The 25,624-nt window shown below is 27.7% G+C and carries 21 protein-coding genes; 14 read left to right on the top strand and 7 right to left on the bottom strand.

Features of this window, described 5'->3' with window-relative positions; genetic code table 11:
• Positions 1–564 precede the first annotated feature (564 nt).
• The gene (gene adhE, locus KGF38_RS09185; protein WP_074179962.1) at positions 565–3,207 is read left to right on the top strand and encodes a bifunctional acetaldehyde-CoA/alcohol dehydrogenase; all 2,643 of its coding nucleotides are present in this window, start codon (positions 565–567) and stop codon (positions 3,205–3,207) included.
• 340 nt (positions 3,208–3,547) lie between these two features.
• Here adhE and KGF38_RS09180 read toward each other — a convergent pair whose 3' ends face one another.
• From KGF38_RS09180 to KGF38_RS09170, 3 genes are read right to left on the bottom strand one after another with little or no spacing between them, the layout of a single operon-like run.
• Complete coding sequence (locus KGF38_RS09180) at positions 3,548–3,889, bottom strand: hypothetical protein (RefSeq protein WP_021382906.1); 342 nt, start codon at positions 3,887–3,889, stop codon at positions 3,548–3,550.
• A 39-nt stretch (positions 3,890–3,928) separates the two neighbouring features.
• On the bottom strand, positions 3,929–4,591 hold the full coding sequence (locus KGF38_RS09175) for an ABC transporter ATP-binding protein (RefSeq protein WP_054275714.1): 663 nt from the start codon (positions 4,589–4,591) through the stop codon (positions 3,929–3,931).
• A gap of 11 nt (positions 4,592–4,602) precedes the next feature.
• The gene (locus tag KGF38_RS09170; RefSeq protein WP_074179963.1) at positions 4,603–7,179 is read right to left on the bottom strand and encodes an ABC transporter permease; all 2,577 of its coding nucleotides are present in this window, start codon (positions 7,177–7,179) and stop codon (positions 4,603–4,605) included.
• 207 nt (positions 7,180–7,386) lie between these two features.
• Here KGF38_RS09170 and KGF38_RS09165 point away from each other — a divergent pair, with 207 nt between their 5' ends.
• Complete coding sequence (locus KGF38_RS09165; protein WP_074179964.1) at positions 7,387–8,322, top strand: sensor histidine kinase; 936 nt, start codon at positions 7,387–7,389, stop codon at positions 8,320–8,322.
• 18 nt (positions 8,323–8,340) lie between these two features.
• Positions 8,341–9,078, top strand: a complete 738-nt coding sequence (locus tag KGF38_RS09160) for a LytR/AlgR family response regulator transcription factor (RefSeq protein WP_074179965.1) — start codon at positions 8,341–8,343, stop codon at positions 9,076–9,078.
• A 159-nt stretch (positions 9,079–9,237) separates the two neighbouring features.
• On the opposite strand, the gene KGF38_RS09155 is transcribed toward KGF38_RS09160, so the two are convergent.
• The 3 genes from KGF38_RS09155 to KGF38_RS09145 all read right to left on the bottom strand — a co-directional run bounded on the left by KGF38_RS09155 (position 9,238) and on the right by KGF38_RS09145 (position 15,216).
• On the bottom strand, positions 9,238–14,295 hold the full coding sequence (locus KGF38_RS09155; RefSeq protein WP_074179966.1) for a DUF4132 domain-containing protein: 5,058 nt from the start codon (positions 14,293–14,295) through the stop codon (positions 9,238–9,240).
• 24 nt (positions 14,296–14,319) lie between these two features.
• On the bottom strand, positions 14,320–14,739 hold the full coding sequence (locus KGF38_RS09150) for a hypothetical protein (RefSeq protein ID WP_054268921.1): 420 nt from the start codon (positions 14,737–14,739) through the stop codon (positions 14,320–14,322).
• Between the two features lie 225 nt (positions 14,740–14,964).
• The gene (locus tag KGF38_RS09145; RefSeq protein ID WP_054268922.1) at positions 14,965–15,216 is read right to left on the bottom strand and encodes a hypothetical protein; all 252 of its coding nucleotides are present in this window, start codon (positions 15,214–15,216) and stop codon (positions 14,965–14,967) included.
• Positions 15,217–15,304: 88 nt separating this feature from the next.
• On the opposite strand from KGF38_RS09145, the gene KGF38_RS09140 reads away from it, so the two are divergent.
• The 11 genes from KGF38_RS09140 (at position 15,305) to KGF38_RS09090 (ending at position 24,823) form a co-directional block, all read left to right on the top strand.
• Entirely contained in the window at positions 15,305–16,054 is a 750-nt protein-coding gene (locus KGF38_RS09140) for a YkgJ family cysteine cluster protein (protein WP_074179968.1), read from the top strand.
• Between the two features lie 40 nt (positions 16,055–16,094).
• Positions 16,095–17,006 carry an MBL fold metallo-hydrolase gene (locus tag KGF38_RS09135; protein WP_054268924.1) on the top strand — a complete coding sequence of 304 codons (912 nt, stop codon included), beginning with the start codon at positions 16,095–16,097 and terminating at the stop codon, positions 17,004–17,006.
• A 50-nt stretch (positions 17,007–17,056) separates the two neighbouring features.
• Positions 17,057–17,869 (top strand): GTP pyrophosphokinase family protein, encoded by an 813-nt coding sequence (locus KGF38_RS09130; protein ID WP_054268925.1) that lies wholly within the window; start codon positions 17,057–17,059, stop codon positions 17,867–17,869.
• 109 nt (positions 17,870–17,978) lie between these two features.
• Entirely contained in the window at positions 17,979–18,671 is a 693-nt protein-coding gene (locus KGF38_RS09125; RefSeq protein ID WP_054268926.1) for a metallophosphoesterase, read from the top strand.
• Positions 18,672–18,757: 86 nt separating this feature from the next.
• Complete coding sequence (locus KGF38_RS09120) at positions 18,758–19,696, top strand: hypothetical protein (protein ID WP_176702549.1); 939 nt, start codon at positions 18,758–18,760, stop codon at positions 19,694–19,696.
• A 36-nt stretch (positions 19,697–19,732) separates the two neighbouring features.
• Positions 19,733–20,890 (top strand): class I SAM-dependent methyltransferase, encoded by a 1,158-nt coding sequence (locus tag KGF38_RS09115; RefSeq protein WP_074179970.1) that lies wholly within the window; start codon positions 19,733–19,735, stop codon positions 20,888–20,890.
• 151 nt (positions 20,891–21,041) lie between these two features.
• Positions 21,042–21,602, top strand: coding sequence for a 5' nucleotidase, NT5C type (locus KGF38_RS09110; RefSeq protein ID WP_054275723.1), 561 nt, complete (start codon positions 21,042–21,044; stop codon positions 21,600–21,602).
• 28 nt (positions 21,603–21,630) lie between these two features.
• Complete coding sequence (locus KGF38_RS09105) at positions 21,631–22,122, top strand: hypothetical protein (protein ID WP_021382913.1); 492 nt, start codon at positions 21,631–21,633, stop codon at positions 22,120–22,122.
• A 225-nt stretch (positions 22,123–22,347) separates the two neighbouring features.
• A complete protein-coding gene (locus KGF38_RS09100) occupies positions 22,348–22,899 on the top strand; it encodes a helix-turn-helix domain-containing protein (RefSeq protein WP_054268930.1) in 552 nt (183 codons plus the stop codon).
• A 71-nt stretch (positions 22,900–22,970) separates the two neighbouring features.
• Positions 22,971–23,906 carry a D-aminoacyl-tRNA deacylase gene (locus tag KGF38_RS09095; protein WP_227832310.1) on the top strand — a complete coding sequence of 312 codons (936 nt, stop codon included), beginning with the start codon at positions 22,971–22,973 and terminating at the stop codon, positions 23,904–23,906.
• Positions 23,907–23,959: 53 nt separating this feature from the next.
• Positions 23,960–24,823: an EamA family transporter gene (locus KGF38_RS09090; RefSeq protein ID WP_054268931.1), complete on the top strand. Its 864-nt coding sequence runs from the start codon at positions 23,960–23,962 to the stop codon at positions 24,821–24,823.
• 179 nt (positions 24,824–25,002) lie between these two features.
• On the opposite strand, the gene KGF38_RS09085 is transcribed toward KGF38_RS09090, so the two are convergent.
• Complete coding sequence (locus tag KGF38_RS09085) at positions 25,003–25,599, bottom strand: TIGR04100 family radical SAM protein (RefSeq protein ID WP_054268932.1); 597 nt, start codon at positions 25,597–25,599, stop codon at positions 25,003–25,005.
• Between the last annotated feature and the right edge of the window lie 25 nt (positions 25,600–25,624).

The raw sequence follows: 25,624 nt of genomic DNA, 5'->3' as shown, positions 1-25,624 counted from the left end.
TTATAAGTAAAAAATTAACGGATTTAACATAAAAATTATTTATAGATATGAAAAGTATACTAAGTATGTATTGATTTAAAAATAACTTATATAAACTATACTAATTTCAGTTTATATATTTTTTAAAATTATACGGATGTTGTAGAACGAAAAATTGCATATAAGTCAAAGATAAGTGTTATTTTATGAAAATATGACAAAAATTTTATATGTTATTTATGCAAATAATACATAAATAACATATAAAATTTAATAAGTAAAAAAAGTGAAAGATATAAATTATCATTTTAGTATTTTATTTAGTCAAAGTAAATTATTCAAATGAAAAATATCTCATTTAAATAAAAAATTTAAATAAAAGTAAAAAAAATAATGTATTTGTTAAAAAATAAATTGACAAAATATTCAGAAAAAAACTTCTTGACCTAGAGAGACAAAGTAAATAAAATCTAAGGTATAGACATGAAATCTATAAAAATATTTTAAGTATAAGTTAAAATATAGATGATGTATTTAAGATTTATAAAAATAGGCGATACATAATTATTTAGGGAGGTTTTTAGTATGGAGAAGAAAGAAAAAGCTGTAGAAAAATTAAATGTTGAAGTATGTAGTCCTGAAATTGTCAATAGTGTTGAGACATTAAAAATGAGGCTAGAAGAAATCAGACTAGCACAAAAAGAATTTGCAACATTTACACAAGAGCAAGTAGATAAAATTTTCTTAGCTGCTTCAACTGCAGCAAATCAACAAAGAATACCTCTAGCAAAAATGGCAGTAGAAGAAACTGGTATGGGTATTGTTGAAGATAAGGTTATAAAAAATCATTTTGCTTCAGAGTATATTTATAATGCTTATAAAGACACTAAAACTTGTGGTGTTATAGAAAAAGATGAAGCATTTGGTTTCACAAGAATTGCTGAACCAGTAGGTGTTTTATCAGCAGTTATACCAACAACTAATCCTACATCGACTGCAATATTTAAGTCCCTAATAGCACTAAAAACTAGAAATGGTATAATTTTCTCTCCTCATCCAAGAGCTAAAAACTGTACTATAGAAGCAGCTAAAGTTGTACATGATGCAGCAGTTAAAGCAGGTGCCCCAAAAGGACTTATAGGTTGGGTAGATGTACCTTCAATTGAACTTACTAACGTTGTTATGGCAGAGGCAGACCTTATATTGGCTACTGGTGGACCTGGAATGGTTAAATCTGCATATTCTTCAGGAAAGCCAGCTGTTGGAGTTGGACCTGGAAATGTACCTGCAATAATAGATGAGAGTGCAGATGTAAAAATGGCTGTTAGTTCAATATTAGTATCAAAATCATTTGATAATGGTATGATATGTGCTTCTGAGCAAGCAGTAATAGTGCCAGAAAAAATATATGAAGAAGTTAAAAAAGAATTTAAATATCGTGGAGCACATTTCTTAAATAAAGAAGAAACAGAAAAAGTAGGAAAAGTAGTAATAATTGATGGTTCATTAAATGCTAAGATAGTTGGTCAGCCAGCTCATGTGATAGCTAAAATGGCTGATGTAGAAGTTCCAAAAACAGCTAGAATAATAATTGGTGAAGTAGAATCTGTTGAAGTAGAAGAACCTTTTGCACATGAAAAACTTTCTCCAGTACTTGCAATGTACAAATCTAAAAGTTTTGAAGATGCAGTTGCTAAAGCTGAAAAATTAGTTGCAGATGGTGGATATGGCCATACATCTTCGTTATATGCAGACTCTATAAATCATCCAGATAGAGTAGAGAAGTTTGTAAATGCTATGAAAACTTGTAGAGTATTAGTTAATACTCCATCGTCACAAGGTGGTATAGGTGACTTATATAACTTTAAATTAGCACCATCTCTTACTCTTGGTTGTGGTTCTTGGGGTGGAAACTCAGTATCTGAAAACGTAGGAGTGAAACATTTACTTAATATCAAGACAGTAGCTGAAAGGAGAGAGAATATGCTTTGGTTTAGAGCACCAGAAAAGGTTTATTTCAAAAAAGGTTGTTTAGGTGTAGCAGCAAGAGAATTTAAAGATGTTATGGATAAAAAGAAAGCCTTTATAGTAACAGATTCTTTCCTTTACAATAATGGATACACTAAGAAGCTAACTGATTTGTTAGATGAGATGGGAATTAAGCATACTACATTCTTTGATGTTGCTCCAGACCCAACATTAGCTTGTGCAAGAGAAGGAGCTAAGGCTATGGCTGATTTCCAACCAGATTTAATAATAGCTGTAGGTGGAGGTAGCGCAATGGATGCTGGTAAGATAATGTGGGTAATGTATGAGCATCCAGAGGTAGACTTCCAAGATTTGGCTATGAGATTTATGGATATAAGAAAAAGAGTATATGCATTCCCTAAAATGGGTGAAAAAGCATACTTTGCTGCTATCCCAACTTCAGCAGGTACTGGTTCAGAGGTAACTCCATTTGCAGTTATAACTGACCAAGATTCAGGTGTAAAATATCCATTAGCAGATTATGAATTAATGCCAAACATGGCTATAATCGATGCTGACATGATGATGGAGATGCCACCAAGATTAACAGCAGCATCAGGTGTTGATGCCTTAACACATGCACTAGAAGCATATGTGTCTATGTTAAGAACTGAACCAGCTGATGGATTAGCACTTCAAGCAGGTAAAATAATATTTGAATATCTACCTCGTGCATATAAAAATGGAAAGAATGATAAAGAAGCAAGAGAAAAAATGGCAATGGCATCTACTATGGCTGGGATGTCTTTCGCAAATGCTTTCTTAGGAATTTGTCACTCTCTAGCACATAAACTGGGTGCATTCCACCACGTTCAACATGGTGTTGCAAATGCATTATTAATAAATGAAGTAATTAAGTTCAATTGTGCAGAAGCTCCAAATAAGATGGGTGCATTCTCACAATACAGATATCCTGATTGTATACAAAGATATGCTGAATTTGCTTCTTTTGCAGGAATCAAGGGAAATACAGACCAAGAAAAAGTAGATAACCTTATAAAAGCAATAGATGAATTAAAGGCAAGAGTAGGACTTCCTAAAACTATAAAAGAGGCTGGGGTAGAAGAATCTAAATTCTTAGAAGGATTAGATGCTATGGTTGAACAAGCTTTTGATGACCAATGTACAGGAGCTAATCCTAGATACCCATTGATGAGTGAATTAAAAGAGATATATTTAAAAGTTTATTATGGTAAATAATATTTATTGTACAATATAGGTTCTATTAGACTTGAATATAAATAGATTTTTATTAGAGTCGTATATAAATAGTTTTTAATAATACATTATAACTTAAATCTTAAACGGAAATGATAAAAAGTTAAGAAATTCATATTGATTTTGAATATGTGTATTTAATCAATTAACTTTAAAATTAGTCGGAAAATTTTTTTATTACATATAATTTTAAAGCAGAATATATAAAAAACTTTATGAAAAAATTATAAAAATATTCAGAAAATTCTATTGACTAATTTATTTATCATGATATAATAAGTTTAGAAAACAAAAAGAATTGGGGCCTATTAAGGCCCCCTTACTACTTTTTGATAGATTTATTTAGAATAACTTTCTCACTTTGATTTTTTATATTTATTATAGAATCAGTATAATCTACTTCAAAGTTAGCAAAAGCAGAGAATAAATCTATGTCCCTTAATAAATGAATTGTCATACATTGATTGTTCTTATTTACCCTTAGAATCAATGCTCTTACAAAGGGAAATTGGATTCTAGAATTAAATAAGTTAGAACCGTCAGTATCTATATCTAAGCTACGATAATTAATATCTATAAATACATCTACATCATCGTTTTCTTCTCTTATTATTCTATAGTCAAAATCCAAGTCTAAATTTAAATTACCTAAAACCAATAACATTTAAATCCTCTTTTCTATAAGTAGTTTTAGAGTATTAGTTTAACTAAGCTCTCCATCTATTATAGATATAATTCTATCTGCTTTTCTAGCAATATTTTCATTATGTGTTATTATTATAAGAGTTTGGTTATATTTTTTTATAGAATTTTTTAGTAAATCCATGACTTCTTCTGTAGTTTTACTATCCAAATTTCCTGTTGGTTCATCTGCTAGTATTATACTCGGTTTTGCAGATAAAGCGCGTGCAATAGCAACTCTTTGTTGTTGACCACCAGATAATTGATTTGGAAGATGATTTTTCCTCTCACTAAGACCCAATAAATTTATAATGTCTTCGATATATTCTTCATCGACTTTTTTATTGTCTAACTTTAGTGGTAATTCTATATTTTCTTTTACATTTAATACTGGAATTAGGTTATACTGTTGAAAGACAAATCCTACTTTTTGTCTTCTATATTTTGCTAATCTTTTATCTGAAAGGCAACATATATCTTTACCATCGACTTTTATAGTTCCACTACTTGGTCTCTCAAGACCGCCTACTAAATGTAGAAATGTGCTTTTTCCACTTCCACTTGGACCAATTATCGCAACAAATTCACCCTTATTTATTTTTAAATTTGCATCCTTTAGTGCATGTACAGCTGTTTCCTTTTTTCCATAAATCTTACCTAAGTTAAGAATCTCTAATATAGGCATAATTAATCCTCCTATTCTGTAATGTTTATAGCTTCAACTATACTAATTTTATTTATTTTCCTTAATGGAATATATGTAGCTAGGATACCTACAATTATGTTTGCTAAAACAACTAGGATATATATTTTGTAATCTATTGAAAATCCCAAGCCATATGATACAAAGCCTTGCATATAATACATTTTAAACTGTATTATAAGTCCTGAAATGATGGTAATTACACTTGAGAGTGTTCCATATAATATTCCTTCATAGAGTATCATATTTTTAAAGCCTCTCTCAGAAATACCAATAGCTCTCAACATTCCAAATTCACTAGTTCTTGAAGTTAAGTTATAACTTATGTTATTTATTATGTTAAGTACACTAATTATAAACATTACTGTTACTATGCCATAACTATAAATCAAAGACCTAGATGTCATCTTATCAGAATTTTCTTTTTCTACCATCATATCTACTGTTGTAGTTCCAGGAACTTCACTTCCAATTTTACCTAGAAGTCTATTTATTTTTTTCTTGTTTGCATTTTCATTAATGTCTGTATAAACTAAGTTATACTTATCTACACCAGTTAATTTTTTTAGATATTCGCTACTCGTTATTACATCTACACCATCATCTCCAGAGTACATACCATTATCTGCAAAAGGATAACTTATAATAGCTCCAACTTTAAATTCATATTCTAAGTATTCATAATTATCTTTTAAACTTTCATAAAGTCCTGTATCCATTCCAGCCTTCGGGTATTTAACTTTTATAGTATCACCTACCTTTATATCTATAGCTGGTGTCCCTTCACCAGGAGTAAAGGTCTTTGTATATTTTTGTGTTTTAGAAATTTCTGGTACATATACTATAGCTAAGTTTTCTTTTTTCATTTTTTTCAAGTTTATACTTCCACTTACTAAGTAATCTTCTAATGAATTTATCATCTCATCATTATAACCTTTTAACTTTTGTTTTAATGTATATTTTCCAGTAGTCTTATTTTTTATAAATAAAGGATTTTTCTTATAATAAGGAGCTGAATTTATAGCTTCGTAGTAATCTAATCTATTTATTTTATTTACCTCTATTCTCGTGTTTAAGATGCTAGCAGTTTTGACTTTGTCAATTCCATCTATATTTTTAATTTTATCTATCTGATTATCATTAAATCCCCTTATATCTTTAAAAGAGGTATTGCTACCAATTTCATTGAGATAAGTATTTGATAGAATAAAATCTGCATTCATATATACTTGCTCTTGAATGTTTTTGTTTTTGACATCTAAAAAAGAATATTTATAATTGTCTTTTATGACAATTATACCTCCTATACTCATAGATAATACAATTATAAGGAATCCCTTTTTATTTCTAAAGATGTTTTTTGCAGATATAGATTTTGTTACTGACATATTTAAAGTCAATTTTGATATTAAAGAATTAACTTTGATTATATTTTTATCAGTTCCAAAAGTTTTTCTTATAGCATCAATAGGAGAAATTCTTCTTATCTTTAAATATGTAAAGAAACTTATAATGAGTATTGTCAGTATTATACATGCAATTGATAAGAGGATTATTTTATCTGGAATAACAAAAGGGGTAACATTTATATTTCCTTCAAATTGAATATTTCCTGCAAACCTATTAAATATTTGTGCACCTCCCATACCTGTACATATACCTAGAGGCATTGCTATCAGAGCAAGTATGAAAAGTTCATAAAACATAAGTTTGAAAATCCTAAAGTTAGTGGAGCCAATAGCTCTTAAGATACCATATTCTTGTACTCTTTGGTATATTGATATAACATAGATACTATAGATTACAATACCAGAAAATATACTCATAGCAATTGCAACATATTTACTTGAATTATCTAAAGTACCATTTTCCATAGTATCGTCTATAAGCATTGAGTTTCTTCCTACGCTTTTCTCATCCAACATAGCATTTTTTACTATATTGTCTATGTTTGTATTTATATCACTGCCTTCATTAAATTCAATAGAAGCTGTAAACTTATTCAATTTTGATTCATGTAGGTTTAAAAAAATTTCACATTTCCCCTTTTGTTTCTCTATAAATCTATCTTCAAGTATTCCTACAACTTTAAAGGTCTCTGGTTTTTCTTTTTGATATAATTTAAAAGTAAGGTTTTGATTTATTTCTGGCTTTAAACCCATACTATTTAAAACCCATTTTTCTACCACCACCTCATTGTTAGCTTTTGGGAGGTGACCTTTTATAAGTTTAGATTGATTAGTTAAGTAATTTTTATTTGCATATTGTATGTTTATAGGTAATTTTTCATTAACATCTGTAGATGCATAATAAGATGTTATACCTAGGTTTTTAATATCTTTACCAGATTTTATGGATTCTAATTGATTTCTCTTTATATCTTTAAAGTATGCATGGTCAGTTCCAAGCTCTCTCTTTGATCTATCTACCTCTGCTTGTTGAGCACTTCTTGAGAGGGTACCAATACCGACAATGAGTGATGTAGCAAGAATTATACTCAGAGTAATTGCTAAAGATCTTGCTTTATAACTTTTTATGTATCTTAGTACTATTTTCAAATTATCTTTCATATTTACCACTTCCTTTCTTAGCTAACTCAATTATATGTTTATTTAAAATATATAGCAAAGTAAGTATCTTCAAGTTTTGAGTACTTAATTGTACAAATTTATATGTGTTTTTGCAAGTTTAATTAATGTACATGTAAAATTTGACTTTTTACATAATTTTTCTAAAATGATATAATCCTCATATAAAGTGTAGATGGGAGGGGAATTATGGAGAATAATTTTATATTTCCTATAGTAATACTAACTTTGTTTATATTTAGTAATCTTATAATGAATAAATACAGGTTTTATAAAGAATTAGACATATTAAAAAGAGGAATATTAACGTTTTTTGTATCGTGTTTTGTATGGATTTTATTCATGGAGGGTATTGAGTATATACAATTAAGTTTAGGATATAATTTTTTACTTGAAGGAGTATTAAATATTATACTTTTTTTAATTTTAATTATTTTAAGCTTTTATATAGGATTTAAATTTATAAGATTACTAGACAATAACAATAAACAAGAGTATAAGCTACAAAAATTAGACAGTAAAATAAATCATAAGGACAATATAATCGTAAAATTAAGAAGTCAAAAACATGACTATTTAAAACATTTACAAGTAGTATATTCTCTATTAAATACTGGGTTAGCTGAAGATGCAAAAGAATATATAGCGAATATATCAAATAGCTTTAAATCAAAAAATTCAAGATATGGGAAAGTATCTTATTTAGATGCTATAGCTTCCTTAAAATATGAGGAATGTCTTGAAAAGAACATATCTTTTGATGTATATATCCAAGATTTTATGGATAATTTAGAGATTGAACCTAATGATATGAGTTCAGTGCTATTAAACATAATAGACAATGCAATAGAATCTTTGTCTGCTATACAAAAGGAAAAGAAGTATATAAGATTACATGCATATGAAGATGAATTTCAGTATATTATAGCCATAAAAAATAATGGTCCTAAAATACATAATGTCGAAAGTATATTTTTGGATGGATTTAGCACTAAAGAAGGGCAAGACAGAGGTTTTGGGTTATATCTAGTTAAAAATATACTAGATAAGTATGATTATAGTATACTTGTAAATAGTGACGATTTTTTAACTGAATTTGTAATTTTAATACCAAAATATTATTAGTTAGGAGGAGAGAAGTCTGTGATAAAAGTTTTGATTTGTGATGATGATAAAGTTGTAAGAGATGATATAGCAAATATAGTTAAAGAGTCTGGATATGTAGATTATGTTAAGAAAGTCAAGGATGGTATAGAAGCAATTGAATTTATAAAAAGTGAGAAAATAGACTTATTGATTATTGACATTGATATGCCATATAAAAATGGGATTGATTCTGCAAAAGAAATTCTTTCTATAGATAAAGATATACATATAGTTTTTGTAACAGGTTTTGCTGACTATAGTCTTGAGAGCTTTAAAGTACATCCTATAGATTTTATAGTTAAGCCGTTTAAAAAAGAAAAAATACTTGATTCAATTAATATAGCAATAGACCACATTAACTCTCATAAAATTGCAAAAAATAATTTTATAGAAGATACTCTTTTTGTATATAAAATAAGGAAACAGATACATATGATTAATTTTGATGATATAGTCATGTTTGAGAAAAATTCAAGAGCTATTAATTTATATACTAGAGATGAAGATACGATAAAATTTTATGAAAACTTTGATGATTTAAAAAAACGCCTACCTCCTAATTTCTTTATGACTCATAGACAATACATAGTAAATTTAAGACTTATACATAAGGTTATACCTATAAATAAGTCTTCTTTAGAAATAAAATTTATAAATTTTCAAGAAAGTGCTACTTTAAATAAATCTTTAGAAAAAGATTTTCTATACAGATTTTATAGGGTTAAAAGGTTCTAATGAAGAAAAAAATTTTCAGTGATATACAATATGTACGATGAAGATATCATATAAATTTGCTATAGTTATAAATTAATTCGTATAAAATATAATATAAAACATATTGGACTTTCATGGAAAATTAGAAAGCCCAATATGTTTTAGAGATAAATCTTATATTTATAAGTTGCTTAAGATACTAGGGTCTTTAATCTTATTATCTTCAGCAAGTAATAAGATTTTAGACATAATCTCAGCAGTCTTAGGGTCTTCATCAGCAAAAGGAAGGAATATCTTTCCTCTACTTTGAGAATGTACAGGAAGTATATTTAAAGCACCCATTCCTTTTTTATGTACGATACCAGAACCCATATGTACAGAATACTCACCTAAATTGCCTACTATAAGAGCATGAGACCCTTCAAAATTGACATTTTTAATCTTTAACAATAATAGCAATTCTTTAGCAATTGCTATACGCATCTCTACAGTAGAATGGCTTGTTTCAGGGTCAACACCACCAGCATGAGCGACACTTACAACGAGGTCTATATCACGCATAACTTCTGAAAATAAAATTGGAGGTATTGAAGCCAATTCTAAGCTTTTATAAGTCTTTCTATCAAAGAATTCTACTGTTTCAATAGTAGGGGGCTCAATATCTGCTGGCGAAAACCAATCAGCAAGTGCAAACATTTTTGCTACTATATTTTCTTTATAAAACACTTTTTGTAAACCTTCTTCATAATCAACAGTCCAAAGCTGATTTCTAAGAAGTGCTACAGTTTTCTTTGGCTGGATTTGGTGTCCAGCATATCTACGAGATATAGTTTTTTCAGATAATTCATCACTATTTATTCTATAATACTCGCGAAATACTTGCTTAAATGGCTGAACAATTTGCTTATTAAATAAGTCATGTTGGAATTCACTCCATTTACCAGATTCAAAAAGATGAACCGGATGTGCAAGTTTTAATTTATTTTTTGCTGTTAATTTAGAAGTCTCGCCCTCTATATTGCAAATAAAGAACTTAGACTTATCATTATAAACATATCCAATATTATCATCGCACACCCACACTAGATTCTTAATCAAAGGGCAGATAACTGGGTTTTTATAAATATTGGAGATTTCTTTAACTGTAAATATTATTTCATTTTTCATAGCTTGTTCTAAACTCTGTTTTGCACGAGAATACTGACTCTTTAAATCTTTTTGAACAGATTTAAGTTCAAGTACATATGGATGTTTGGCAATGGCTTTTGGTATACTTTTTAAAGCTTTATTACCTTTCTGGACTTTAGTAGATGCTTTACCATTTTCATCAACATCTATCCAAATTGAAGTTCCATCAATATCTTTTGGCTTAAATAAATGAGAGACTTCATTTAGTTTTTCAGTTTCAAGAGCCCACATCATACGATTGACATCTCCAAAACCAGCACTTCGAGCTAGATTTTCTAGCGCTATTGTACAAGCTTTTGATTCACTTTCACGACGTTGTGCTCCAAATTGTTTACTTTCTTTAGCAAATTTTTGGATAAATTCATAACGGAAAGTTGCTTCTTTAAGGTCTCCTTTTTTCATAGGAAGTAAAGAAAAACTTCTCAGCTTGTCTTGATTTCTATTTGTTTCAATTTCCTTCATTAACATGTCCTTATCAAGTTTACCAAGTGTAGCATCAGCATAAAGTTGTGCACGTCTATGAGAGTTTCCACCACTAGTTATATACTTAGCTGATTTGTAAAGTAGATTGAATCTTTCTTCACCAATGGTCTTATATGAATCCAAAAACCAGTCTATATCAAAAGCCCCATCGATAAAACTACGTGGTGAAATAGGGGAGAATAGAGCAACTTCTGATTCTTTTTGCGCAGAAAATCCTTCATTTATGTGTGCATGGAAGTACCAAATTGTACTCTTTAGACCCTTCCAGTTTAAATACTTTTCAATTATATTGACCCATTGAGGAGCATACATAGCAGCTTCTATCAATCTTAATTCAGTAATATCAGTGTCTTTAAGCAATTTTTTTAATTCTTTTGAGTCATCTTCTTTAGTAGGATAACAATTTTTAAGTAGAGAACTTAAAACATCTTTCTTTGAATAATTGTTACCATATGAATATCCCCTTTGAAAAGTTTCTTTACCAAGAGCAACTAATAGATTTACAAAATAATTTATACCTTCAAAATATTGTATGTTATTAGCTAGATGAGAAACTTCTGTTGGCATATCACCTCTACGTGATTCAATTTCTATAACTCTATTTGTAACAGTTTTTAAATTGTTTTTAAGCCAAGGATACTTTTCTAATGTGTCGCCAGCCCATCTAGGATTTGTTAGTGTTCTTATTATATTTGATGAATTGTATCCACTTATAATTTCTCTATTAACTTGTTCTTCAGTCATTAATCCTAATTCATGAGCACGAGCAAATACACCTATGCTAGTATAAAAAGGAAACTTATATTCTAATAACTGATAATTTGAAAATGTAGTATAGAAAAACTTAGTAAAAGAAATATCATCATAAATAAATGAATTTGCTTTATCAAGCCAATAATTTAAAATAGGGGCATCCAAAGCAGGGCAGTATTCATTTTGTCTATAATAGTTTTTAGTAAATTCAACTCTTTGTTTTTTACATTGTTCTGTAGTTAATAAATTTCTTAGTTTATAATATATATCTAAACAATAGTCAAATATCTCTTTATGGTCAAACTCATTTAGTAAAACTCTTAGAAGTCTTCTTGTAAGTGCATCGAATTTTAATTTATCAAGTCTTGCATATATTTTCTTTTGTTTTTTATAGTCAAGAACATTTGAATAGATAGACGAAAACCAACTTTTTTCTATTTCATTATATCCGCATGTATTTATATTATAAAATAAAATATCAAGTATTAATTTGTAGTCTAAATCGAGTTTTTTACTAATTCCCCTCCAAAGTCCTGCCAATGGATAATTATCAAGAGTATCATTAGAAGTCTTATATTTAATAGGAGTCAGATTATAAGTAGAGTAACCTAAAAGTACTTTTTCTACATTACCTGACCATCTTTCAACTTCATATTCATAGTCTGCATTTTCAGTAATAAGTTCATCAAATTTTTCATAAACTTGTATTATTTTATTTATGTCTGTATCAAGAATTTTTTTAGCTTCTTTTTTTGTTGATATAGAAATAGATTCTTCACCTGAAGATAAACTTATATTTGAAATAATTTTATTAAGTTTTGATGGAGTAGAAGAATCATCTTTAAAAGTAAATTGTTCAGGAATTTGAACCTTGTCTTTAGGATTATATATTCCAAACCCATTTTCTTTACAATAATCATTTTTTGCTTTACCTAATAAATTATCAATTAATATTTGAACTTGAGATGTATTCTTTTTAGATTTATCAATATCTTCTATCAGTAAAATAAGCTTATTATATAGTTTTTGTCTATTAGTATTGTCTTTTAATAAGCTTACAATTTCAAGACCTCCAAGACATTTTTGTGAATTTGAAGATTTTATAAGAGAGGAAGCGATGTTCTCTAATTTTGAATCATCTTGTTCAAGTAAAATTTTTATTACAGTTTGTCTAATAGAGCTTGTCTTTAAAGAAAGTAGATTGGTTATTTTGTCTAGCTCTATATCTGTTAGTTCAAGCTTTCTAAGTAGACTTAATACAGTTTCTCTATTGGAAACACTCTTATCACTTAAACATTCTAGTAAGAACTCACGTTGTCTATCCGTTTTTGGTTCATTTATAAAGTTGACTATAAGTGAAGCTCTTAAGTCTGAGCTCATAAGATGACAATTTTCCATAAGAGTGTCTATAAATTGGGCATTCATATCGTATGCTGTTAATGTCATCATACATTTAAGTATATCGTGAGAAGAAATTTCAATCCAAGTCCATGGAAATACGCTTCCTGAAAAAGATTTAGTCTTTGAATTTAAAATTTCTAAAGTATGTTTTAAATTTTCAAATTGTTCTTTTCTAGAACTAAAGTCTTTATCAATTGGAGTGTTTGACAGGTCAAAGTCAGTTTCTCTTTTTTGCCAATTATAGTAGTAGCCAACAGAACTTTCTACATAGAAATTTCTAATTACCCATGCTAGAATTTCTAAATCATCTCCCTTGATATTTTTAGATGCTATTGAGTGTTTGAAATATGTACTTTCTGTATGTGACAAGAAGTAAAGACCTACAAGTTTTTTATATTTTTCCTGACAAGAAAGTAAATCTTCAATAAGAGAGTAAGAGTCATATATATTGTAAGTTGCAGTAGACCATAAAGCAAAATAAATTTCAAGATTATCATCACTATTAACTGATTCTGTACGGAAATTTTCATCAGTTAATGATTTATATGAAAGTTCTAAGCACTTACGTATTATTCCGGGTTTTTGGTCTGAAAAACCAAGTCCTGTCCATGTATCTAAGGCTCTTATAACAGAACTAAATCTCTCTAAATTATTGTCCAAGATAGTTTTTAACATGTATATTGATGCAGGAATTGTACCTTCATCTAAGCTCTCCACAATTTGTTGTCTAAGCCCTTCTTGTTGCTTAGCTGCCAAAAGAAGTTTAGAAAGCATTTCATAGCATTTCTCACTATGACTTTTCATAATACCAATTATCATTTGTCTTGTAAGTAGAGCAGTTTGATTCTCTCCAAATATTACTTCTTCCAAGGCATTGATTATTTCTTGATTACCTTTATCTATTTCCAGTGCTATTTTATCACTCATTACAGAGTCATAGTATAAGACCTTATTTGGAAGCGTAAGATAATCTATAACTGAGAAATCATAATAAATTAAATCTACATAGTTTGAAATAAATCTAATTATACTTCTAAAATAATCTACAAGTCTATTTGAGCGATAACCTTTACGATAATAGCCTCCTGAATATGTATAATCCATCTTTCTTTTAATTAACTTACAAAGTTCTTCTACTTGTTCAGAAGTAAGTATTAACTCCAAAGCATTTTTTAAGGGTCCAGAAAGTAGTTCATCTATATTTTTAATCTCATAATAATAGCAATTATAGTATTTTTTTATCATATTTAAGAATTTATCTTCAGGGTCTCTATAATAGTATGAGCTATTTTCTATACAGTCCCAGAGAGCTTTTGCTAAGTCATAATACTTTTTTGAAGAGGATTTAGTAATATTATTTTTTAAATTTTCAATTATTTTAGGATTTTTTTCTACTCTAGTACGTTCCAACATTTATGTACCTCCAAATTATTTATTTTAAAACATTCTTCCAGCAAGTAGGGTAAGTCTTATAAAGGTAAATATATCTCCATTTTTTAGACTTATAGGGGAATTAAGTTCTTCAATAACATCTTCATTTATAAGCACCTTGTAAATTCCATCTTCAAATGCTTGTAATGCAACTTCTATTGCTTTTTCTACAGATTGTTTATTTTCGTTATAAATAGAACCAAATCCAACTTTTCCAATATCAGCCTGAGATTCAATTTCTTCATTAGTTAAGAAGTTTATTATTGATTTTTCTGGGATTTTTTCATTATATTCAAGAACATTTTTAGATACAATTTCAGAGATAGCCTCTTTTAGGCAATTGATGTTGTCAGATAAATCAAAAGGAGTAAGCTCTAGCATAGGTTTACGTTTGCCAACGGCTTTAACTCTAAAATAAATTTGCATAAAATCACCTCGCAAAACATTAATTATATATTTTAAAATTTATCTATTTGTTATATTATATCATTTTGTGAATTATTAATGTGAATTATGAGATTATTTTACAAAAAATAGAAAAAAAGCTATCTTAAAGTCTAAAAAAGAAATAAAAGATAACTTTTAACTATGAGTATATAAAATTATAACCATACATTTATTAAATTTTAATTTTAGAATTACTTTTGGTATCTATCTTTTTTTATTTACAAATTTTGGTCCTAAATATTTTTTTATTTCTTCTTCAGGAGAAAAGTCATCAATAAGTATTTCTTTTCCAGTATCCTCAAATACTACAAGAACTTCACAGTCACCTTGTAAGAAAAATTTTCTAACAGTATCTTCTTTAACTTCTCTAACCTTTATTACATTCTTTTTTTCTTTCTCAAAGTCTTTTGTGTAATAACTTCCCATCATATTAATTATTTTTGTATATCTATTCATAAAATGCCTCCTTATGCGATTAAATTTTAAAAATATGTTATAATAATTGTTTGTATTAACTTAATAATTATAACAAGGAGTAATAATAATGACTAGTATAAAAAATAAAGATATTTTAAATTGTATAGATTATTCCATTAAAAATAAGCTCTTTGATGAATTAAATGATGTATATAAATCTTTGCCAACAGGAAATTGTTCTGGATGTGGAAGTTGTTGTATGGAATCAGTAGGTATAAATTTAATTGAGTTTTTGAATATATTTTGTTATCTTGAAGATAGAGTTGATTTAAAAAGAAGTTGTATAAGTAAGGTATTAGATTACTACTTTGAAGAGTATACAAGAAAGAATGCATGTCCATTTAAAGATAATAATAATAGATGTTTAATATATGAAGTTAGACCATTAAATTGTAGACTGTTTGGACATTGGAAAAAAGAGGACTATAATAAAAATTTAGATAATGTCACTAAGAAAAATAACGATTATAAAGTATTGATGAAGAAACAATATGGATTTGAAATAAATGATGAAGTGGTAAATTATAGAATAGATTACTGTGATAGCTTTGTTCCAGACAAGGATTATTTAAGTAAATCTGAGAGATTAAGTTTTTCTGATAAACTTATGATATTAGATTCAAAGATTTATTCTAATGGACTCATAGATATAGATTTTAGAGATAGAGGGATAGTTGAATATTTTATAGAGTCATTACTTTATAGAGGCTTATCCTATAATGTAAAAATAAGGATATCTAAAGAGTACAAAATAAGAAGAAGAACTATTGATAGAATAAAAAGGATTGTTCTTGTAGATTCTCATATTAGTAAGTAATAAATTGTAGCATAAATATTGTCAAAATGAGGTGAAGAAGGTGAATCTTACAAAAGTAAAAGGAAATACCTTTTTTATAAAAGGTGGCACGAATACAGGAATATATGTATTTGAAGATAATACAGCACTTATGATAGACCCAGGATTATGTGGTTCAAGACCTAGGAGAGTAAATAAAGTTTTAGATGAAAATGAAATACAAGTTAAATATATTATAAACACTCATGGTCATGATGACCACTATGGAGCATGTAATCAATTTAAAGAGTATTATAAAGATGTGTGTATAATGTCATCAAAATACGATAAATTATATATAGAAAATCCAGAACTATTTTCAAAGTATATTGTCGGGGGAAAGAGCAATGTATTTATGGATAATATTTTAAAAAATAAACTTTTGGATGATATAAAAATAGATAAATCTATAGAAGCTGGCAAGCTTGAATTAAATAATGAAATGTTTGATATAATTGAATTTCAAGGTCATACACCTGGAAGTGTCGCTGTTTTGACAAAGGATAAGGTAATTTTTGTTGGAGATTTATTGATAGGAGATGAAATTCTATCAAAATATGATTTCTTGTTTTTATATGATATACAAGAACAAATAAATTCATTAGAGAAATTAAAAGATATAGATTTTGAGTACTTAGTCTTAGGGCATGGCAAGCAAGTAATATCAAAGGAAGATTCTTATGAATTAATCGAAAAACATTTAAATGCTCTAAAAAAATATCTATATCAAATAAGAAAGTTACTTGAAGAGCCTAAATCTTTAGAAATTTTATTAAAAAACATTATAAATAACAATAATTTAAGCAATAATTATAAAGAGTATCATTTTTTTAAATCTTCATTAGTATCTGTTATAAGTTACTTAGTTGATTTAGGAGAAATAGGATATATATTGGAGAATGGGGAATTGCTTTACTATACAAAAACAAAATAAATTATGATAAAATAAAGAAGGTCATAAAAAACAAATAAAGGGTGAGCAATATGGAATACGAAAAATGGAATGAAATACTAGCGCCTTATGAACATGCAGTAGAAGAGCTAAAAATAAAATTTAAAAATATAAGAAAAGAATATTTAGCAAAAGGTGAATATTCTCCCATAGAGTTTGTTACAGGCAGAACAAAAAAAATATCTTCCATAATATCTAAATTAAAAAGGATAAATGCAAAAGATATAGAAACTGAAATTGATGATATTGCTGGTATAAGAATAATGTGCCAGTTTGTTGAAGATATATATGCTATAGTTGATTTGATAAAAGTAAGAAATGATATGACTATAATAGGAGAAAAAGATTATATTACAAATTACAAAGATAGCGGTTATAGAAGCTATCATGTTATAATAAAATACCCTATAAACTCAATTGCGGGTTCAAAGGAAATTATATGTGAAATACAAATAAGAACTCTTGCAATGAATTTCTGGGCTACAATAGAACATTCATTAAAATATAAATATGACCATTACATACCTGAGACTCTTGCCGAAAGACTTAGAAGAGCATCTGATGCTGCCTTTCTTTTAGACCAAGAAATGAGTGAAATAAGAGAGGACATAATGAAAGCTCAGGCTATGTATCAAATGAAATCTATAGCTATTAGAGATACTCTAAATAGAATACAAGAATTATATGACTTAGGGGACACACACAAAGCTATGCAGTATCAAAGAAAATTGGATAGAACTGAAACAGATAAAAATATAACCGAGATATTGGAATTAAAACAAGAAATAGATATATTACTGGAGCAATATAAAAATACTAAGGTAGATGATAAAGTAGTTCAATAAAAAGCTACTTATAGAAAATTTGCTAAATATTAATGGGGCTGCCTCTTAATGGAAAATAATTTCTAAAAAGAGACAGCCTATTTAGTGTAATCAAGAAAGGAATGATATTATGAGTTTATATGCTATAGGTGATTTACATTTTTCAACATCAGTCAATAAGCCAATGAATATCTTTGGAAGTAATTGGGATGGTCATGAAAAGAAGATTATAGATAACTGGAAAGAAGTTGTTAAGGAAGACGATTTAGTCTTAGTATTAGGAGATACATCTTGGGGAATTAATTTATCAGAAGCTAAAAAAGACTTAGATATAATAAGCGAACTTCCAGGACAGAAAATACTTATAAAGGGAAACCATGATTATTGGTGGACAACTGTTACAAGTTTAAATAAATTATACGAAAACATGAGTTTCATTCAGACAAATTTCTATGAATATAAAGATTATGCAATTTGTGGTGGTAGGGGTTGGATATGCCCTAATGATGTCAAATTTGATGAGACTGATGAGAAAGTTTATAAAAGGGAAGAAAATAGACTGAGATTATCATTAGAGTCTGCTCGCAAAAGAGGTCACTCAAAAATAATTGTGATTACTCATTATCCTCCTACAAATGATAAATTAGAAGAATCTTTATTTACAAAGCTATTTGAAGAATATAATGTAGAGAAAGTGATTTATGGCCATTTACATGGAAAAGAATCTTTTAAAATGGGATTAAAGGGAATTAGAAATGGAGTAGAATATATATTAGCATCCTGTGACTATACAGAATTTAAATTAATAAAAGTTAACGATTAAAAAACATAAATTGGTAAATACTATAAGATACATGATTAAAAATAAATATTTGAGGGATTTCGGTTTTGAGAAAGGAGACACGACTTATGAGGTGGATATTAGTTTTTATATTTTTATATCTTATTCCTTTAGTAGTGATATTCAGAAATTACAAGAATTTTAAGAGGTCTTGTATCTACAGTAGTATTTATGTGGTATTAGCTACAACAATAATGATAAGTAATATTTATATGAGTGGACTTAATAAGATAAAAGAATCTATGTATTATCACAATTATATTTCCGATGAGACGTATGATGAAAAGTATGTATCAAATTTTAATGAAAAAGAAAGTACTGATTTAAAACAGAATAAGGTAAATAATGAAGAAGCATCAAATAATAAAGAATTAAATAGTAAACAAGATGAAAATGAACAAAATAACGAAAGTAATGAAGAGAATACGAATTTAAAAGAAAATAGTGATTCAGAGAATAATGTTTCAGCAAATGATAAATCAGAAGAACAAGAAAATACAACAAAAGAAAGTAGTAATAAAACGAACAAAGAAAAAAATAGTGAAGATATAAAAAAAATAGATATAGAAAGTATAGGAATTTTTAAGAAAGAAATCTATAATATAGAAAGAGTAGCTTTGGTTCCAATGAGAGAATGTATTCCTTACACTAAGGACATAGCAAAAAATATAACTAAATTGTCTAGTATAAAAAAAGATGTTACAAATGCTAGAGATAAGTGTAAAGAAGTTGTAAAAGAGTATAAAAATATGCAGATTCCAGAACTTTCTAAGGAAGAGTATACAGAAACATTGAGCAATGCTAGAGATGATGTAAAGAAAGCATATGAACTTAGAGAAAAATCTATGGAAAGTGCTTTAAAGTTAATAAATACTAAAAGCCCTAAATATATAGGGAAGATAACTGAGTATCTTGACTTGTCAGATAAGCAGATAGAAAGTTTTAAAAATAGATTGAATGATTTAAAAGAAGAAATAAATGAAGCAGAAACAAATAGTATTGATTAATAAGAATTAAGCATATAAGTTAAAAGGGAGATTAAGATGAATAAGCAGAGTATTGGAAAACTAAATATGTTTTTTATGGGGATTACTCAAAGAAACCTTGATAATAAGGATTTTTTTATTGAGTTAGAAGTGATTTTTAAATCTGGAAGAAAAGAATTTAAAGGAGTGGCAACAGAGGAAGATAATAAGTATAAATTTAATTTTAAAGGAAAATCAGATTTATATACATTTAATGAATTGCTTAAGAATATTTCTAAAGAAGCAGAGAACTATGATGGTTTAGTATTTAAATATATTGAGAGAGGAACTATCGTTGTAATCGAAGGCGATAATAAGAAGGTAAATGTAAAGTATCTAGACAACATAGAAGAAGTACCTAAAATAGATGAATTTACAGCATCTCAAATAAAAAACAGAGATTATTATGTAAAAGTAGGACAGGCAAATGCACTTTTAAAAGAAATTGGGGTACTTACAAAAGATGGTAAGATAAAAAATGATAAAATAAGAAAGTACAATCAGATAGACCATTTTGTGGAATTAATAGATAGTATTCTAAAGGAAATAAAGGATAAAGACTGTATAACAATTTTGGATTGTGCTTGTGGTAAATCTTATCTAAGTTTTGTTTTAAACTTTTATATAAAAGAAGTGCTAAAGAAAAACTGTTATTTTATAGGAATAGACTATTCAGATGTAGTTATAGAAGCATCAAGAAATATGGCTAAAAACTTAGGATATAAAAATATGTCGTTTATAAAAGAGGACTTGACTAATTATACACCAAATAGAGATGTTGACCTTGTGATAAGTCTACATGCTTGTGATACAGCAACAGATATGGCAATAGGTCTAGGAATTAGGGCAAAATCCGAAGCTATAGTAGTAGTACCATGTTGCCATAAGGAATTATTAGGGCAATATAAATATGAATCTATGGAACCAATATTAAAACATGGAGTATTTAAAGCTAGATTTGCAGATTTAATAACTGATGGTCTAAGAACTTTGTTATTAGAAGGCAATGGATATGATACTTCTGTAGTAGAATACATATCTCCACTCGATACACCAAAAAATTTAATGATAAGAGCAATAAAAACTAAAACAAATAATGAAAAAGCATTAAAAGAATATAGAGAGCTTAAAGCTCAATTTGGAGTTGAACCAACTTTAGAAAAACTTATATATTAGTTAAAAATGTAAAATTTACAAAAAGCTTGCTTAAATATGCAAGCTTTTTGGTATTATATAGGTATAGTCATATCCAGAGTTTTGATTTATAATTAAAGCTGTGCTATAATATGTGATTAATCAAATCAATAAACGTTACATGGAGGTAAAAATGAACAAATTAAATATATGTATTGATATAGATGGAACAATAACAAGCCCTTATCATTTTCTTCCATACCTAAATGATATTTTTAATAAAAACATAACTGAAGCAGAGTGTATAACACATAATTGGGAAGAATTATATGGTTCAGGGATAAGAGATGTATATGCAGAATTTAATAATAAGTATATACATTCATATGATGAAGCAAAGATTGTGGAGGGTGCTACTGAGGTAATTGGCACATTATCTAAAGGACATAAGTTATCTTTTGTAACAGCTAGACATGAGTGTTTAACTGATGTAACTAAAAACTGGCTATCGAGACAAGGATTTTCAGATATAGATGTTTACTTATTAGGAAGTGATTATAAAGTTGAAAAGGCAAGAGAGCTGAGTTGTGATATATTTATAGAAGATAATCCTTTAAACTCAGTACAATTAGCTGATGCTGGAGTTAAAGTAATACTTCTAGATACTAACTATAATAAAGATATTACACATCAAAATATAGTTAGAGTTAATAATTGGATAGATATTGAAAAAATTATAAAACAAAGTGTTTAAAAGATTTGTAAATCGAAAGGGGGAGCATATGATAGATTTAAAACTTGAAAATAGAAAAGGAAAGATTCATGTAAAGAGCAGTGAAGTAAAAGATATTTTAGAATTACGTCCAGACTTTGAATATGTACAAGATATATCAAATACTATAAATCAAGAAAACATATTAGTGTTTGATTGTCAACTGACAGGAAATTCTTTTGATATGGATGATTTAGATATAGAAGAAATATTAGAAGAATTGGGTGAAGAAATAGATGAGTCTTATTTCAATGTTTTATTTGAAGATGTAAGAGCTTATTTAAAAGATGCTACTGATGAGATAGAAGCAGATTTACAAGAAAATTACTTATTTGATAATTTGAGATGTTATTTTGATATATACAATATAAATCAAGAATTTACCGATTTTAAGTTTGTATTTTTAGTTTCTTTTAAAGATATAAAAATTTCTTCATTAGCAAACCTAGCTAAGATTGTTTCTAAAAGACAGCTTATAGGTGCATCTAAGTTTTATAGTTAAAATGGAATCGTATGGTGTTAAAAACTAGTAGCCTTGTAAAAACATTGATTACTAGTTTTTTTATTTGTACATTTTCACAAAGTTTCAGAAAACTATTTACATTATTAAAAAAGTAATGTATATTAAACATAATGTACAGTATAATGGAAAAATAGAGTTGAGTTACTAAATGTATTAAACAACTAAATGATTTATTTTTAGCTTAGTATAGCAGGAGGAGAATTTATGCAAAATTTAAATGAAATAATTTCAGAAAATTTGAAAAAAATAAGGAAAGAAAAACACCTTAGTTTAGATAAGATTGCTCAACTTAGTGGAGTAAGTAAGAGTATGTTGTCCCAAATTGAGAAATGTGAGGTAAATCCTACTATATCTACTTTAAAGAAAATAACTAATGGACTAAAAATTTCATTTACATCATTGATGGAGAGACAGGAAAGTGATATAGAATTGGTTCAAAAAAGTGATGTAGACCATTTTATTGAGGATGATGGAAAATATATAAGTTATCCGATATTTCCATTTGATTCTAAAAGAAGATTCGAAATATTTATGATTGAAATAGAAGAGGGTGGAAATTTAGATTCAAATGCTGAACTTCCAGGGACACAAGAGTTTATAACTGTTTTTAGTGGTGAGGTAACCATCAAAATAAATGGAGATGATTATGTTGTGTGTAGTGGAAATTCTATAAGATTTAAAGCAGATGTATCACATATATATAGAAACTCAGGTAAGGGTATAGCTAAAATGAGCATGGTAGTATATTATGTATAAATAATTTGGTGAAGTATATAGTTATATTTAGATGCTTTTAGGTATGAGATTAAATAATAGGAGTGTGATTTATGATGATTAACAAGAAAGCTGTCTTTTTCTTTTGTAATGATTTAAAGAAAGACCCAGTAGCAAATAGTGTGATTAAATGTTGTGAGGAAATGATGGATTTAAAGCAAAGTGATATTGTCATTGATGAAAGTTTTGTATTAGAATTTACAGATAAAGACAATAATTTATTTCAGTTTGTAAAGACAAAAGATGTAATAAGTCATAATTACAAATATTACTTGCCAATTTTAAATAAATATTTCAAAGATTATAATTTTGCAGGTGTTGTAAATTGGCATGAGGGGGAAAATGCTCCAGAGCAGATTTTAACAGCTCATACAATTGGAGATGTACCAACAGGAGAGTTTGGAAATTCTAACCCAAAATACTTTAAAAACATAATTAATGCAATTGAAGATATAAAAAATGAAACTTCACTTGATGAATTTACTACATTAACAGAAGCAACCCATTGGTCTGGCACAACATATGGCGAAGAATCTAAACTAATTACAGAATATTCTGTACCTATGTTAGACATAGAGATAGGAAGTAGTAGTGATAGTTTTAATAATAAGATGGCAATACAAGTATTAGCAAAAGCACTGGTTAGAGTATTTGATAATGATGAACCTTTAAAAACTTTATTATGTGTTGGAGGGGTTCATTTTGAAAAATCTTTTGCAGATATTATAAAAAATAAAGAATATAACATATCAATTGGACATGTACTGCCAAATCAGTGGATTGTAAGTGGGATGTATGATGATGAATTTGGATTTGAAAAATTAGAGAAGTGTGTAAATAGTATTGAAGGTGGAATTGATGGTATAGTTTTTCATGATAAATTAAAAGGTACTTATAAAGAGCAATGTCGTAAATTAGGTGAAAAACTTAATGTCCCTGTATTTAAACATAAAATATTAAAAAATCCAAAAGATTTGCCTATATGGTAGCTATATAATCAATATAAATAATAAGTCAGATTAATTTTTAAGTGAGGTCAAAAATGATATTATCTTATTTTGCATTATTAATTAGAGTAGTGCTATTAGCTTTTGAGAGAGTAGTTGTAAGGTTATTAGGCGATGAAGAAGGTGATATTTATAAAAATATAGCTTCATCATTTTTATTTTTCTTTATTGGAGGAGTATGTTTACTTCCATTTAGTTTAACGTATAAAGTTAGTGATTGGTCATTTTTAATACCATGTTATATAAGTAGCTTAGTTTACTCAATTGGCTCAGTAGCATATGTGACATCTTTAGCAACTGGTGAAGTTTCACTTGTGACTCCAATAAACAGTTTAAATTCTTTGTTTCTATTACTTTTATCAGTTATATTTTTAGGTGAAGGTTTAAGTTTAGCCAAAGTTGCAGGAATCATAGTTATGATTGGTGGAGTGTTCATATTAAAAAAAGTAAGTTCTTTTCTAAAAAATGTATCCGTAATTTTTAACAACTTGCCATGTAGACTAATGTTTTTGTACATATTTTTACAATCAGTAGGGAGAGTGCTGGATAAGGCTTTTTTTGTACAAGTATCTCCTATACTATATTCGACTATACTTTATTTCTTTGTAGGATTAAATCTATTTGTATTCTTAGCATTTAAAAAGAAGCAAAAAGTAATTTATGAGATTTTTAGTAATAAAAAGGGTCTTTCAATTGTAAGTGGTGCTATTAATGGATATTCTTATTTAGCATTATTAATCGCTTTAAATAATCTAGAGCTTAGTATAGCTGAACCGTTTTCTCAGGTATCTATGATAATAACTTTGATACTTGCTCATTTTATATTCAAAGAAAATATAAAAGAAAAAATACCAGGTTCAATTTTAATACTAATTGGTGGATGGCTATTGTTACTTTAATCGTTCCATTAATTAAAAAGAAGTATAGATAATTAAAGTCAGTTTAATAAATAGCTAATACATAATTAATAAATAATAAATAGGGAATATAAACATATTTATTTAGATAAATTCGTTTATATTCCCTATTTTGGTTATATTGATTTTTATATTTGATATAATATGAATCTCACAAATTATTAGTTCTTATGTCTAACTCTTAGTGGTATATCAAGTTCTTTTGCTAATTGCTTAGATTCTTCTATTTCTTCTGGAGATATTTCATCTACTACTGAGAAAGTCACCTCTTTTATGTGTTTTTTGCAATCTCTTGCGAAATCTAACATATAATCAAATGATTTTTCTCCAAACTTTGGTTGTGTAACTCTATTATATGCTTCTTTATTTGGAGCATTAAGGCTTATTGATACTGCATCTATAACATCTTTTAATAGGATAGCTGTTTTTTTATTGTGTATTAAATCACTTAAACCATTTGTATTTATTCTTGTCTTTATGTTACTTTTTTCTTTTATAAACTTAGCAACTTCTACTAATTCATTTATTCTCATTAATGGTTCACCATATCCACAAAAAACAATTTCATCGTAGTCGTCTAAATTGTATTTGTTGAAGGCTTCTTTTACTTCGTCTATACTTGGTTCATGTTCCAACCATAGACTACCACTATTTGCTACTTCATCTTTTTCATTTCTTATGCAAAAAACACAACTACATGGACATGTATTAGTTATATTTACATAGATACTATTTTCAATTGTATATAAGATATTCATAATTTCCCCTCCATAAATTTAAATT

The organism is Clostridioides sp. ZZV14-6387 (assembly GCF_020657835.1).
In the GTDB taxonomy this organism is placed as follows: domain Bacteria; phylum Bacillota; class Clostridia; order Peptostreptococcales; family Peptostreptococcaceae; genus Clostridioides; species Clostridioides difficile_A.
This window is presented reverse-complemented; position numbering and strand designations above follow the sequence as displayed.

Coding starts and splice junctions, on each gene's coding strand:
- adhE (WP_074179962.1), top strand. CDS start 565: ATGGAGAAGAAAGAAAAAGCTGTAGAAAAATTAAATGTTGAAGTATGT.
- KGF38_RS09180 (WP_021382906.1), bottom strand. CDS start 3,889: ATGTTATTGGTTTTAGGTAATTTAAATTTAGACTTGGATTTTGACTAT.
- KGF38_RS09175 (WP_054275714.1), bottom strand. CDS start 4,591: ATGCCTATATTAGAGATTCTTAACTTAGGTAAGATTTATGGAAAAAAG.
- KGF38_RS09170 (WP_074179963.1), bottom strand. CDS start 7,179: ATGAAAGATAATTTGAAAATAGTACTAAGATACATAAAAAGTTATAAA.
- KGF38_RS09165 (WP_074179964.1), top strand. CDS start 7,387: ATGGAGAATAATTTTATATTTCCTATAGTAATACTAACTTTGTTTATA.
- KGF38_RS09155 (WP_074179966.1), bottom strand. CDS start 14,295: ATGTTGGAACGTACTAGAGTAGAAAAAAATCCTAAAATAATTGAAAAT.
- KGF38_RS09150 (WP_054268921.1), bottom strand. CDS start 14,739: ATGCAAATTTATTTTAGAGTTAAAGCCGTTGGCAAACGTAAACCTATG.
- KGF38_RS09145 (WP_054268922.1), bottom strand. CDS start 15,216: ATGAATAGATATACAAAAATAATTAATATGATGGGAAGTTATTACACA.
- KGF38_RS09140 (WP_074179968.1), top strand. CDS start 15,305: ATGACTAGTATAAAAAATAAAGATATTTTAAATTGTATAGATTATTCC.
- KGF38_RS09130 (WP_054268925.1), top strand. CDS start 17,057: ATGGAATACGAAAAATGGAATGAAATACTAGCGCCTTATGAACATGCA.
- KGF38_RS09125 (WP_054268926.1), top strand. CDS start 17,979: ATGAGTTTATATGCTATAGGTGATTTACATTTTTCAACATCAGTCAAT.
- KGF38_RS09120 (WP_176702549.1), top strand. CDS start 18,758: ATGAGGTGGATATTAGTTTTTATATTTTTATATCTTATTCCTTTAGTA.
- KGF38_RS09115 (WP_074179970.1), top strand. CDS start 19,733: ATGAATAAGCAGAGTATTGGAAAACTAAATATGTTTTTTATGGGGATT.
- KGF38_RS09110 (WP_054275723.1), top strand. CDS start 21,042: ATGAACAAATTAAATATATGTATTGATATAGATGGAACAATAACAAGC.
- KGF38_RS09105 (WP_021382913.1), top strand. CDS start 21,631: ATGATAGATTTAAAACTTGAAAATAGAAAAGGAAAGATTCATGTAAAG.
- KGF38_RS09100 (WP_054268930.1), top strand. CDS start 22,348: ATGCAAAATTTAAATGAAATAATTTCAGAAAATTTGAAAAAAATAAGG.
- KGF38_RS09095 (WP_227832310.1), top strand. CDS start 22,971: ATGATGATTAACAAGAAAGCTGTCTTTTTCTTTTGTAATGATTTAAAG.
- KGF38_RS09090 (WP_054268931.1), top strand. CDS start 23,960: ATGATATTATCTTATTTTGCATTATTAATTAGAGTAGTGCTATTAGCT.
- KGF38_RS09085 (WP_054268932.1), bottom strand. CDS start 25,599: ATGAATATCTTATATACAATTGAAAATAGTATCTATGTAAATATAACT.